The 12,619-nt window shown below is 67.4% G+C and carries 9 protein-coding genes; 4 read left to right on the top strand and 5 right to left on the bottom strand.

Annotated features, from left to right (window positions below):
* Positions 1 to 11: 11 nt before the first annotated feature.
* The gene (locus ACFO0G_RS17500; RefSeq protein ID WP_376979225.1) at positions 12 to 530 is read left to right on the top strand and encodes a DinB family protein; all 519 of its coding nucleotides are present in this window, start codon (positions 12 to 14) and stop codon (positions 528 to 530) included.
* A 46-nt stretch (positions 531 to 576) separates the two neighbouring features.
* On the opposite strand, the gene cydD is transcribed toward ACFO0G_RS17500, so the two are convergent.
* The 3 genes from cydD to ACFO0G_RS17485 are packed head-to-tail and all read right to left on the bottom strand — an operon-like array spanning position 577 to position 6,706.
* Positions 577 to 4,035 (bottom strand): thiol reductant ABC exporter subunit CydD, encoded by a 3,459-nt coding sequence (cydD, locus tag ACFO0G_RS17495; protein ID WP_376979223.1) that lies wholly within the window; start codon positions 4,033 to 4,035, stop codon positions 577 to 579.
* Position 4,036: 1 nt separating this feature from the next.
* Positions 4,037 to 5,086: a cytochrome d ubiquinol oxidase subunit II gene (gene cydB, locus ACFO0G_RS17490; protein ID WP_286403428.1), complete on the bottom strand. Its 1,050-nt coding sequence runs from the start codon at positions 5,084 to 5,086 to the stop codon at positions 4,037 to 4,039.
* A 15-nt stretch (positions 5,087 to 5,101) separates the two neighbouring features.
* Positions 5,102 to 6,706: a cytochrome ubiquinol oxidase subunit I gene (locus ACFO0G_RS17485; protein WP_376979221.1), complete on the bottom strand. Its 1,605-nt coding sequence runs from the start codon at positions 6,704 to 6,706 to the stop codon at positions 5,102 to 5,104.
* 262 nt (positions 6,707 to 6,968) lie between these two features.
* On the opposite strand from ACFO0G_RS17485, the gene ACFO0G_RS17480 reads away from it, so the two are divergent.
* Positions 6,969 to 7,352, top strand: a complete 384-nt coding sequence (locus ACFO0G_RS17480) for a BlaI/MecI/CopY family transcriptional regulator (protein ID WP_286403422.1) — start codon at positions 6,969 to 6,971, stop codon at positions 7,350 to 7,352.
* Positions 7,353 to 7,358: 6 nt separating this feature from the next.
* Positions 7,359 to 8,351: a M56 family metallopeptidase gene (locus tag ACFO0G_RS17475; RefSeq protein ID WP_286403418.1), complete on the top strand. Its 993-nt coding sequence runs from the start codon at positions 7,359 to 7,361 to the stop codon at positions 8,349 to 8,351.
* Between the two features lie 10 nt (positions 8,352 to 8,361).
* Here the strand turns inward: ACFO0G_RS17475 and ACFO0G_RS17470 are convergent, their stop codons facing one another.
* Positions 8,362 to 10,470, bottom strand: a complete 2,109-nt coding sequence (locus tag ACFO0G_RS17470; protein WP_142134265.1) for a DNA gyrase/topoisomerase IV subunit B — start codon at positions 10,468 to 10,470, stop codon at positions 8,362 to 8,364.
* Positions 10,471 to 10,726: 256 nt separating this feature from the next.
* On the opposite strand from ACFO0G_RS17470, the gene ACFO0G_RS17465 reads away from it, so the two are divergent.
* Positions 10,727 to 10,948 carry a DUF7455 domain-containing protein gene (locus tag ACFO0G_RS17465; RefSeq protein ID WP_013600696.1) on the top strand — a complete coding sequence of 74 codons (222 nt, stop codon included), beginning with the start codon at positions 10,727 to 10,729 and terminating at the stop codon, positions 10,946 to 10,948.
* Positions 10,949 to 11,139: 191 nt separating this feature from the next.
* Here the strand turns inward: ACFO0G_RS17465 and ACFO0G_RS17460 are convergent, their stop codons facing one another.
* Positions 11,140 to 12,447: an RNA polymerase sigma factor gene (locus ACFO0G_RS17460; protein ID WP_142134267.1), complete on the bottom strand. Its 1,308-nt coding sequence runs from the start codon at positions 12,445 to 12,447 to the stop codon at positions 11,140 to 11,142.
* Positions 12,448 to 12,619 lie beyond the last annotated feature (172 nt).

Raw genomic sequence — 12,619 nt, 5'->3', positions numbered from 1 at the left:
AGACTGCTCCCATGCCTATCGTTCCTGATGCCAAGGACTGGACCTGGGTCCTCTCCCGCCCCTGCCCGGAATGCTCCTTCGATGCCTCCTCCGCCACACCGGCAACGGTCCCTGGCAGCATCGAAAGCATGATCCCGCGGTGGCTGGCCGTCCTGCGCCGGCCGGATGCGGCGGAGCGCCCCAACGATGACACCTGGTCGGCGGTGGAGTACGCCTGCCACGTGCGGGACGTATTCACCCTTTTCGTCCAGCGGCTGAACCTGATGCTCACGGCGGATGACGCCCGCTTTGCGGACTGGGACCAGGACCAGACGGCGATTGAAAAGGACTACGTCAACGCCGACCCGTCGGAAGTGGGCCCGGAACTGGCCGCAGAAGGACACGAGGCGGCCGAATCCTTCGCCGGCGTCCCGGAAGAGGACTGGGGACGCAAGGGGCTGCGCAGCAACGGCTCGGAATTCACCGTCCTGACGCTCTCCCAATACTTCCTGCACGACGTCGTCCACCACCTGCACGACGTCGACGGTTAAGGGCGGTTGCGCTTCCCGGGCCCCTTCCAGGGCTCAGCGGTAGAGGTCAGCGGGAACGCGCCAGGGATGCGCGCGCCTGTCCGGAGAATGCTGACAGGTCAAGGCGTCCATCCCCGGCCTGGATATCAGCCGCATTGTGGGTCACCAGCACCACCGTGCGGTCCCGCAGGCCCGAACGCAGGTCCGCGAGCATGGCGGCCGCGGATTCGGCATCAAGGTGGGCGGTGGGCTCATCCAGCAGGACCACCTCCGCGCCGGTCAGCAGGGTCCGCGCCACGGCCAGGCGCTGGCGCTCGCCGCCGCTGAGGAACGCACCGCCGGGCCCGATTCGGGTGTCCAGCCCCGCCGGCAGCCGGCGTACCAGCCCGGAAAGTCCGACGGCGGCCAGGACGGCTTCCAGCTCTTCGTCACGTGCCGCGGCGGCACCGTCGGTGGACGGCCTGCCCAGCAGCAGGTTTCCGCGGATGGTGGAATCGAACAGGTGTGCTTCCTGCGGGCACCACGCCGCCCGGCCGGTGACCCGCACCTGGCCTGCAGCGGGCGGCAGGAAGCCCAGCAGCACCGAGAGCAGCGTCGATTTTCCGGACCCTGACGGCCCGGTGACCGCCAGCCAGCGCCCCGGCGCTGCCGACGCGTCCACGCCCGAGAAGACCGGTGAGCCTCCCGGCCAGGCCGCGGCCAGGTCCACCAACTCGACGCCTGGCGCACCGCCGGCCCTGGCAGGAACGGACTGCAGCCCGTCAGTCGCCTCGCCGCCTCCGGCAAGGGCCCCCGACTCCCCCACGCGACGCATAACCGCACGCAGCGCCGGGAACTGGCGCACCGCCGTCGTCATCGCAGCGTAAGGCTCCACCAGCGCCAGCAGCAGCAGGACCACCACGGCCGCGGTAGCCGGGGCAACGCGGGCTGCGAGGACCTCCGGCCCTGCCAGCAAGGCCGCAGCCAGGGCAGCGGCACCGCAGGCGGCGGTGGCGACGGCGTGCCCCAGCCCGTCGGCCCAGGCGGACCGCTGGGAGGCGCGGGTGGCATCCCGGTCCTCAGCCAGCAGCGCGTCAAGGACGCGGGGCGCCACACCGTTGGCATGCAGTTCGGCCCGCGCATCCAGGGCGGCCGTGACGCGGCGCAGGACGCCGGAGCGCAGGGCCTGCTCGGCAGCGGCGGACTTCCGGTCACCCCACACGGCGGCCGCGGGCGCCAGCAGCAGGCCGCTGACGGCTGCCCCAAGCACTGCGGGAAGGGCAGCCGGCACCAAGGCTCCGGTGGCGGCCACGGCCAGGACGGACACCGCAAGCGCCGTGACAGGCGGCAGGACCACGCGCGGCAGGAGGTCCCGGACGGTGTCGACGTCGTCGATGACCGTGCCCAGCACATTGCCGCCCTGCAGGAGCCGGCGCAGTGACAGCGCCCGGCGGCTCAGGGACTCCCACAGCCTGCCGCGGAGCCGGGTCAAGGCGGCGAATACGGCATCATGCAGCAGCAGGCGCTCCCAATAGCGGAACACCGCGCGGCCGATGCCGAAGAACCGGACGCCGACAATGGCCGTCAGGAGGTAGAGGATAGGCGGCTGCTCGCTGGCGCGGATAATGAGCCAGCCGGACAGGCCGGAAAGCGCGACGGCGAAGTCGGCCGCCAGCGTGCCGACAAAGGCCGCTGCCGCGAACTTCCCACGGACCGGTGCGAGGAGGGCGGCCAGGAGGCGGCCGGCGCCGGGAGCGGCACTGGGAGCGGGGCCGACGACCCTGGGATGCCTGGCTTCCGTTCCGTCGTCGACACCAGCCTCTGTGACGGGCGTGTCCATGGACCTTGCGCTCGCCGTGGTGTCGGCGCGGCCCGGCGGGAACACAGCAACGCCCGCATCCGGCGTCGGCGTTGCCGTGCCCGCGGGCCGCACCGGCACCAAGAGGTCTGCCAACTGCCGGGTGCGCCGGTTGTGGGCCACCAGGATTACGGTGGCCTGGCCGCGGAGCCGCCGGATGGCGTTCTCGACGATGACGGCCGAGGCGTCGTCCAGGTGCGCCGTGGGCTCGTCCAGGAGCAGGAGGGTGGCACCGGCGTCGATCCTGGCCAGGCCGCGGGCCAGGGCCACGCGCCGCAGCTCGCCCGGGCTCAGCTCCGCCGGGTGCTTGCCGGCCAGGTGCCCGGCTCCTGCGCGCTCCAGGCAACGGCGGGCTGCGTCTTCGGCGGCGAAGCGGTCCGGGCCATGGGTGGAATCCGGCGAGAGGTACAGCAGCACCTCGTCCAGGACGGTGTTGGCCACCATGACGGGATGCTGGGGTACCCAGGCCACGGCACGGCGGTCCAGCCCCCTGATGGACCCGGTGATGCTGGTTCCTGCGCTGGTTCCTGTCCTGGCCGATCCGCCGGCGTTGCCGATGGTGCCTGCCAGTACGCCAAGGACAGTGCTCTTGCCGGCGCCGCTGGGACCGTCCAGGGCGGTGATCCTGTCCTGTGGTGCGGTGAAGGTGAGGGGGCCGACGGCGGCTCCGGCCCGTCCGGGATAGGTCACCGTGAGTGCGGTGACCTCCAGTGGAGCGCCCGGCCTGCCGGCCTTGGCAGCCGGCAGGGGCGTAGGCTCCGGCGCACCGGTCACGGCTGCGGTTTCCGCGAGCGCCACCCGGCCGTCGTCGCTGGCGTGGTGGGCGGTGCCCAGTTCCCGCAGCGGAAGGTAGCAGTCCGGGGCCAGGAGGAGTGCCAGCAGGCCCGCCTCCAGCGGCATGCCGCCATGGACCAGCCGGACGCCAATGAAGACCGCCACCACGGCCACTGAGATGGTGGCGATGAGTTCCAGGGCCAGGGCGGACAGGAACGCGGTCCGGAGGGTGCCCATGGTGCGCGAGCGGTATTCCTCGGAGATCTCCTCCAGAGCCTTGCGCTGGGCCGTGGCCCTGCCCAGCCCCACCAGGACCGGCAGGCCCTTGGCGAGCTCCAGCATGTGACCAGACAACCGTGCCAGCGAGGCCTGGGCCTGCCGCACGCTGTCCTCGGTGTACCGGCCGATCAGCACCATGAACACCGGGATCAACGGGACTGTCAGCACAATGACCAGCGCGCTGACCCAGTCCGCAAAGAGGATCCGGGCCCCCAGCAGCAGCGGAACGGCAGCGCAGTTGACCAGCGCAGGCAGGAACTGCGTGTAGTAGCTGTCCAGCGCATCCAGGCCGCGGGTGGCCAGGACGGCCAGGCCACCGTCGCCGGGGCCGGTCCCCCGCACCCCGCCGCGCAGGGCCCGCTCCAGCAGCTCCGCGCGGAGCTCCTCCTTGACCCCGAGGGCCGCGCGGCGGGCGGCGACAGCCTGCCCCCAGACGGTCAGGGAGCGCAGGACGACGCCGGCCAGGCCGGCGGTGAGCTGCTCCGACCAGGCAGGGTTCCCGGCGGCGAGCCCCGCAAGGACGGAGGCCACCGCCTGGCCGATGAGGACCAGGGACAGGGCCTTGAGCGCGGCCAGCAGTCCCAGCCAGTAAATTGCGGACCGGGTGGCCGGCCCCGTGGGGAAGGTCGGCCGCACGTCAGCCCTTTGTGGTGAAGGCCTTGGCGGCGATGGCAGGGAGGAAGCTGTGCGCTTCGGGAATGTGGGCGGCACTGACGCGGCGGCGGAACACCCAGTAGGTCCAGGCCTGGTAGGCAATCACCAGGGGAAGCCCAAAGGCCGCCACGATGCTCATCAGGCCCAGTGTGTAGTCCGAGGATGAGGCGTTGGAGATGGTGAGGTCAAAGGCGCCGTCCAGCGTGGAAGGCAGCACCACCGGGAACACGGCCCCGAAGATGGATGCGGTGCCCAGGACCAGGAAGGCACCAAGGGCCAGGAAGGCCCTGCCTTCGGAACCGTTCCGGGCCAGCCACCAGGCGGTGGCGGCAGCGCCAACGGCCAGCACGACGGCGGCCCAGGTCCACGGCTTGCCGTCCAGGAACTGGATGGCAAGGGCCCATGCCGCGATCGGCAGGAGCAGGACCGGCAGGAGCCGCACGACCCACTGGCGGGCACGGTGCCGGACCTCGCCGTCGGTCTTGAGGGCCAGGAAGGCCAGGGCGTGGAGGAGTGAGAAACCCACGACGGCGAGTCCGCCCAGCAGTGCGTAACCGCTGAACCAGGCCATGGGGCCGCCTTCCCGGTCGCCGTTGGCGTTCAGCGGAAGGCCGGTGGTGGTGAGGGCCAGGGCGGCGCCCACGCCGAAAGCCGCGAAGAAGGATCCCAGCGCGATGGCCCAGTCCCACCGGTTCCGCCAGCTGTCAGTGTCCACCTTGCCCCGGTACTCGAACGCGACCGCACGGAAGATCAGCGCCAGCAGGACCACCAGCAGCGGCAGGTAGAGCGCGGAGAACAGCGACGCGTACCAGAGGGGGAAGGCGGCGAAGGTGGCGCCGCCGGCGGTCAGCAGCCAAACCTCGTTGCCGTCCCAGACGGGTCCGATGGTGTTCAGCAGTACGCGGCGCTCCGTATTGTTACGGGCGAAGAGCTTCATCAGCATCCCGACCCCCAGGTCGAAGCCCTCCAGGAAGAGGTAGCCGGTCCACAGCACCGCGATGGCGATGAACCATATGGTGGGAAGCAGTTCCATTGTTTGTTTCCTCTGCTAGTAGGCGAAGGCCAGGACGTCGTCGGCGGGTTTGGATTCACCGTTGCCGCCGGGGCCGGGCGTCTGGTCCTCGTTCTCGTCCGCAGGTGCGTGCGCGAGTTCCGGCATCGCGGAAACCACGCCGCCGCGGATGTACTTGACCAGGAGTTTCACTTCCACCACCAGCAGGACGGCGTACACGGCGGTCAGCGCCACCAGCGAGGCAATGAGTTCCCCTGCGGAGACACCCGGGGATACGGCGGCGGCGGTAAACATGAAGACCTGGTCGATGCCGCTGGGATCCGGGTTAGGCGCCACGACGAACGGCTGGCGACCCATTTCGGTAAAGATCCAGCCGGCTGCGTTGGCGCCGAAGGGAGCCAGGATGCCGAAGACTGCCAGCCGCATCAGCCACCGTGACTCAGGCACCGTCCCCTTGCGGGTGAGCCAGAGGGCCACCAGTGCAGCCAGGGCGGCAAGGCCGCCGAAGCCGATCATCATCCGAAAGCCCCAGTAGGTGACCTCCATGACGGGCACGTACTGGATCTCCTGGCCGGCGCGGTCCCCGTAGATCGGATTGTCGGGGAGGTTGGTGCCGTACTTCTCCTTGTACTCGGGGAGCAGGCTGTTCACGCCCTTAACCTCAGTGGTGAAATCGCCCTTGGCCAGGAAGGAGAGGATGCCGGGGACCTCGATCACGGCCACGACGTCGTCGCAGTTCTTCGAGCCCACGTTGCCGACGCTCAGGACGGAGAAGCCGGTGCCGTCGTGGCACGCCGCCTCCGCGGCGGCCATCTTCATGGGCTGCTGCTGGAACATCAGCTTGCCCTGGAGGTCGCCTGTGACGGCGGTGCCGGCAAAGGAGATCATGGCCACCACGGCGCCGATGCGCAGGGACCGGATCCATACGTTGTGGTCGGCCCGGTCCCGGCCGGGGATGCGGACGTCTTCACCGGGGATGACCCTGCCGTCGGCGCCCACGGTGTCCACGCCGTCCTGCCGCCGCCGCCACAGGTGGTACCAGGCAATGCCCAGGAGGAAGCCGCCGGCCACGGCGAGGGCGCCGAACAGGGTGTGCGGGACGGCCACGAGCGCGGTGTTGTTGGTGAAGACGGCCCAGGCGTCGGTCATCACGGGCCGGCCGTTGATCATCTCCACGCCCACCGGGTGCTGCATCCAGCTGTTGGCCACGATGATGAAATAGGCGGAGAGCGCTGATCCGATGACGGCCACCCAGAGGCAGGCGAGGTGGATGGCCGGCTTGAGCTGCTTCCAGCCGAAGATCCACAGGCCCAGGAAGGTGGACTCGACGAAGAAGGCCAGGAGCGCCTCAAGGGCCAGGGGTGCACCGAAGACGTCCCCCACGAAGCGGCTGTACTCGCTCCAGGCCATGCCGAACTGGAACTCCTGGACGATGCCCGTGGCCACGCCCATGATGAAGTTGATGAGGAACAGCTTTCCCCAGAACTTGGTCATGCGCAGGTATTCGGGCTTCCCGGTGCGGTACCAGGCTGTCTGGATGACGGCCACCACCAGCCCCAGGCCGATGGTCAGCGGCACCATCATGAAGTGGTAGACGGTGGTGATGCCGAATTGCCAGCGTGCGATTTCCAAGGCGTCCATGGCGGTCCCTACTGTTAGCAACTGCAGTTTTCTACGCTTCGTAGAACTCCAACTTCTACAAAGTGTAGAACATCCTCGACGTCGGACGGAAACTTCCCGCCCTCCCCCAAGGATCGCGCGTCGGGGCGCCCCGCGCCAGATGTTCTACCCCATGTAGAAGGTTGGGAGTTTTCGGGGTAAATTTAGTTGTGTAGTTGAACAACCGCGTGACGTCACCGGGTGCCCTACGGCGCACGGTGCGGGGAAATAAAGGAAAAGTGACATGGCGAGTCTTGGTGAACTGGAACGGGCAGTGATGGACCTGCTCTGGGCGGGCCAGGAAGCGGCTACGGCCAATACCCTGAGGGATCAGTTGGCGCGCACGTCGGCGGCGCAGGGCGGCTCTGGCCACGAAGGCAAGGAACTGGCCGTCACCACGGTGCTCACCGTACTTTCCCGCCTGGAGAAGAAGGGCCTGGTTGAGCGCGAACGCGGCACCCGCCCCCACCGCTACCAGGCTGTGTCCAGCCGTGCAGACCACACCGCGGAACTCATGCACGAGGTCCTTGGATCCGCCCCGGACCGCGAGGCCGTCCTGGCCCGGTTCATCGGGTCGGTGTCCGAAGGTGAAGCCGAGACGCTGCGCAAACTTCTGGGCCGCGTCTAACACACCATGTTCTGGGCCTCATACCTGCTGGCGGTCCTTGCGATAGTCCTGGCGTGGCCGGTGCCGATCCTCCTGTCACGGGCGCAATGGCCGGCCAGGTCGCCGTTCACGGCCATGCTGCTGTGGCAGGCGATCGCGCTAGCAGGCGGGCTGTCCATGATCGGCGCCATGTTGGTCTACGGCCTGGAACCCATCGGCGACAACCTCATCGCAGGCCTCCGCGGCCTTGCCGGCATGGTGCTTTTCAACGCCCCCACTACAGCCCTGGGGTTCTGGCACATCTTTGCCCTGTCCACTGCCGCCCTGCTCACCGTCCACCTGGTGTTCACCCTGCTGCTGACGTACTACAAGATCCAGCGGCAGCGGCGGCGGCACCGCGAAATGCTTGCCCTGCTGGCGTCGCCCTCCGGCCAGGACGCCGGGACCCTGGTCATCAGCCACGACTCCCCCGTGGCGTACTGCCTTCCCGGCGGCGCGCGTTCCGTGACAGTCCTGTCGGACGGCCTGATGGCGGCGCTCGAACCGGCAGAACTTCGGGCCGTGCTGATTCACGAGAACGCCCACCTGAGCCAGCGGCACCACCTCCTGCTCTGGGCCTTCGCCGCGTGGCGGCAGGCCCTTCCGTGGCTGCCCACCACCCGGCTTGCCCAGGAATCCGTGAACTCCCTCATCGAGATGCTGGCCGATGATGTCGCCCTGCGGACCGAGAGCAAAGCCACCCTCATCAAGGCCATCGCCATCGTGGCCAGCGGTTCCGCCACGGAGGCCGGCGCCGGAAGCGTCCGGCCATCCTCGCCCACGCTGGCCCTGTCCGGGCTTGAGGCGGCGTCGGGCGGATCCGGTTCGGATGCGGTCCGCACCGCAGCTTCCCGTGTCAGCCGGCTCCTGACGCCCCAGCCTCCGCTTCCTTCCGCCCTCCGCAGCGCCGTTATGGCAGGCAGCGTCCTGCTGCTCGCGCTGCCCACCGCGCTCCTGGTGGTTCCCGGACTGCTCGGCTGACCCGCCGCCGTCAGGCGTCGATGCGCTCCCGGTCCAGGCTTGAGGCGCCGGCGATGATAAAGTCCTTGCGCGGCGACACGTCCGAGCCCATCAGCAGGTCGAAAATCTCCTCAGCCTGTTGCGCGTTTTCGATCCCCACCTTGCGCAGGGTGCGGTGCCGGGGATCCATGGTGGTTTCGGCCAGCTGCTCGGCGTCCATCTCCCCCAGGCCCTTGTAGCGCTGGATCGGTTCCTTGTACCGCTTGCCTTCCTTGGCCAGGCGGGCCAGCAGCACGTGCAGTTCGGCTTCGGAGTAGGTGTAGATCATCTCGTTGGCCTTTTGGCCGGCGTTGATCACCTCCACGCGGTGCAGCGGGGGCACCGCGGCGAACACCCTGCCTTCAAGGATCATGGGCCGCATGTAGCGGAAGAACAAGGTCAGCAGCAGGGTCCGGATGTGGGCGCCGTCAACGTCGGCGTCCGTCATCAGGATCACCTTGCCGTAGCGGGCGGCGCTGATGTCGAAGCTGCGGCCGGAGCCTGCGCCCACCACCTGGATGAGGGCTGCGCATTCGGCGTTGGAGAGCATGTCCCCCACCGATGCCTTCTGGACGTTGAGGATTTTGCCGCGGATGGGCAGCAGGGCCTGGAAGTCGGAGGAGCGGGCCAGCTTGGCGGTGCCCAGCGCGGAATCACCTTCCACGATGAACAGTTCGGAACGTTCGACGTCGTCCGTCCGGCAGTCGGCGAGCTTGGTGGGCATGGAGGAGGTTTCCAGCGCATTCTTGCGCCGTTGGGTCTCCTTGTGCACACGCGCCGAGATGCGGGACTTCATCTCGTTGACGATCTTTTCCAGCAACAGCGCGGACTGGGCCTTGTCATTCCGGTTGCTGGCGGAGAGCTTGGCGGAGATCTCCTTTTCCACCACGCGGGCCACGATGGCGCGGACGGCGCTGGTACCTAGGATTTCCTTGGTCTGGCCCTCGAACTGCGGCTCAGCGAGCCGGACGGTCAGCACTGCCGTCAGGCCGGCGAAGATGTCGTCCTTTTCGATCTTGTCGTTGCCGGCCTTCAGTTTGCGGGCGTTGGCTTCCACCGCCTTGCGGAAGGTCTTGATCAGCGCCTGTTCAAACCCCGATTGGTGCGTGCCGCCCTTGGGGGTGGCGATGATGTTCACGAAGCTCCGCACAGTGCTGTCGTAGCCGATTCCCCAGCGGAGCGCCACGTCCACCTCGCAGTCACGCTCAACTTCGGCCAACTGGCTGTGGCCACGTTCGTCGAGGACCGGGACGGTCTCCTTGAACTTCCCTGAGCCATGCAGCCGCCACACATCGGTGACGGCGGGATCGGCGGCGAGGAACTCGACGAACTCGGAGATGCCGCCGTCGTGGTGGAAGACCTCCTCGTGGGGGCCCGCTTCACCGGGAGTCCCGGCCAGCCTGCGCTCGTCCCGCACCGTGAGCTTGAGGCCGGGCACCAGGAAGGAGGTCTGGCGGGCCCGGGCCACGAGATCCTCGTAGGAGAACTTGGCATCGGGCGTGAAGATCTGCCGGTCCGCCCAGTAGCGGATCCTGGTGCCGGTGACGCCGCGCTTGGCCTTGCCCACCACGTCCAGGACGGAGTCGTTGACGAACGGCGTGAACGGCGCGGCCGGGTCCAGCCGGGAACCGGTGTCCTTGAAGCGGCCGGGTTCACCACGGCGGAAGGACATCCGATAGGTCTTGCCGCCGCGGTCCACCTCGACGTCCAGGCGCGAGGACAGGGCGTTAACCACCGAGGCGCCCACGCCGTGCAGGCCGCCCGAGGCGGTGTAGGACCCGCCGCCGAACTTTCCGCCCGCGTGCAGCTTGGTGAAGACCACCTCGACGCCGGTAAGTCCCGTCTTGGGCTCCTTGTCGATCGGGATGCCGCGGCCGTCGTCGTGGATTTCCACGGAGTTGTCCGCATGCAGGATGATGCGGATGTCGTGGCCAAATCCGGCCAGGGCCTCGTCCACGGAGTTGTCGATGATTTCCCAGAGGCAGTGCATAAGGCCGCGCGAGTCGGTTGAGCCGATGTACATGCCCGGGCGCTTGCGGACGGCCTCGAGGCCCTCCAGGACGGAGAGGTGCCGGGCGGTGTACTCAGAGCTAGGTGCCACTGGTAAAGAACTCCTTCAGGAACGTGGACGCGGCACTGGGACCGCACCTTCTAGGGTAATCGGCAGCGGCGGCTGGAGCCGTTTGCCACACCCGCCGGCGGCTGTGCGCCGTGCCACCAGTGTCCGTGACGGGCGGAACTTGGCCTTTCTTGACCGAACCTTGCGGATACGCGCACAGCGAACTTGCCCCATCCTTGCGATGGTTTGGATACGAATGCTGGTTATATAGATGTACTGATCTACTAAGGAGGCCGATATGACAACAGCAGTGGCAGACCGCACACTCAACGCACTCGACCGGTGCGACCGTTGCGGAGCCCAGGCATATGTGCGGGTTGTACTCGAGTCCTCCGGCGGTGAGCTGCTGTTCTGCGGCCACCACGCCCGTGCAGTCGAGGCAACGCTCAAGCCCTTGAGCTCCGACTGGCACGATGAGACGGGAAAGCTTCATGAGAAAGCTGCCGTGGAAATCGACTAGATGAGGCATCGGTAACAACGAACCCTTCGGGGCCCTTCCAGAACGGAAGGGCCCCGCAGGCGTTTAACGGCACGCCACCGGAATTTCCCTGTGAAAATACAAGCAGAAAAGCAGGGGCCGGGCGGGAGCCACCAGAAGGTGGGTCCGGCCCGGCCCCTGCCGGTTCGTACGGTTTGAGTCGTCCGGTGGACCTAGTCCAGGTAGTCCCGCAGGACCTGCGACCTGGAGGGGTGGCGCAGCTTGGACATGGTCTTTGATTCGATCTGGCGGATCCGCTCGCGGGTGACGCCATAGACCTTGCCGATTTCGTCTAAAGTCTTCGGCTGTCCGTCAGTCAGGCCGAACCGCATGGCAACCACGCCAGCCTCGCGTTCGGAGAGGGTGTCCAGCACGGAGTGCAGCTGCTCCTGCAGGAGGGTGAAGCTCACGGCGTCAGCCGGAACAACGGCCTCGGAGTCCTCGATCAGGTCACCGAACTCTGAATCGCCGTCCTCGCCCAGGGGCGTGTGCAGCGAAATGGGTTCGCGGCCGTACTTCTGGACCTCGACCACCTTTTCGGGGGTCATGTCCAGTTCCAGTGCCAGTTCTTCAGGCGTGGGTTCGCGGCCCAGGTCCTGCAGCATCTGGCGCTGGACACGTGCCAGCTTGTTGATGACTTCAACCATGTGCACCGGGATACGGATGGTGCGGGCCTGGTCAGCCATGGCGCGGGTGATGGCCTGGCGGATCCACCAGGTGGCGTACGTGGAGAACTTGAAGCCCTTGGTGTAGTCGAACTTCTCCACGGCGCGGATCAGGCCCAGGTTGCCTTCCTGGATCAGGTCCAGGAACAGCATGCCGCGGCCGGTGTAGCGCTTGGCCAGTGAGACCACCAGGCGGAGGTTGGCTTCCAGCAGGTGGTTCTTGGCGCGCTTGCCGTCGTGGATGATGAATTCGAGTTCACGCTTGTACTTCGGATCCATGGAGCCGTCGTCAGCGGCGATCTTTTCCTCGGCGAACAGCCCGGCTTCGATCCGCAGCGCAAGGTCAACTTCCTGCTCGGCGTTGAGCAGTGCCACCTTACCGATCTGCTTCAAATAGTCCTTGACGGGGTCGGCCGTTGCGCCGGCAGACATGACCTGCTGTACGGGGGCATCGTCATCATCTGCGTCGGAGTAGACAAAGCCCTTGCCGCTGCCCACTGCACCCTTGACGGGATCGGCGTCGGTATCGGCATCCTCTACTGCGTCCGGGCCTTCGAGGACGTCGAGGTCTTCCTCAGCGTCCTCGACCTCGTCCGCGTCAACGGCGGACTTTCCTGCAGCCTCTGCTGCAGCCTTGGCGCCAGGCTTGGGCCCACGCTTCTTGGGCTCGCGCTTGCCGTCCGCTGGAGCCGCGCCGGCCGAAGCCTTGTTGGCTGCCCGCGTAGCTGCCCGCTTGGCATTGGTCGCGGCCTGCTTCTCCTCAGGGGACAAGACATCCTGGGCGGCGGAATCCTTCTTCGTGGAAGACGGGGTCACAGAAAACCTTTCTAGCGGTGGTCTGTGGAATCACCATACGGGCAACACCACTATGACCCTGTCAAGTCCGTGATGAAAACCAAGCGCCACCACGTCCGGCAGAGTCACTTAAGACAACTCCCGGAGCAGCTGTATTGTTCCCTGGCGGGGACCGCTACAAGCACTCGATACA

Source organism: Arthrobacter sedimenti, assembly GCF_042652025.1.
In the GTDB taxonomy this organism is placed as follows: Bacteria; Actinomycetota; Actinomycetes; order Actinomycetales; family Micrococcaceae; genus Arthrobacter; species Arthrobacter sedimenti.
The sequence above is the reverse complement of the archived record's forward strand: the minus strand, read 5'-3'. Positions and strand labels throughout refer to the sequence as shown.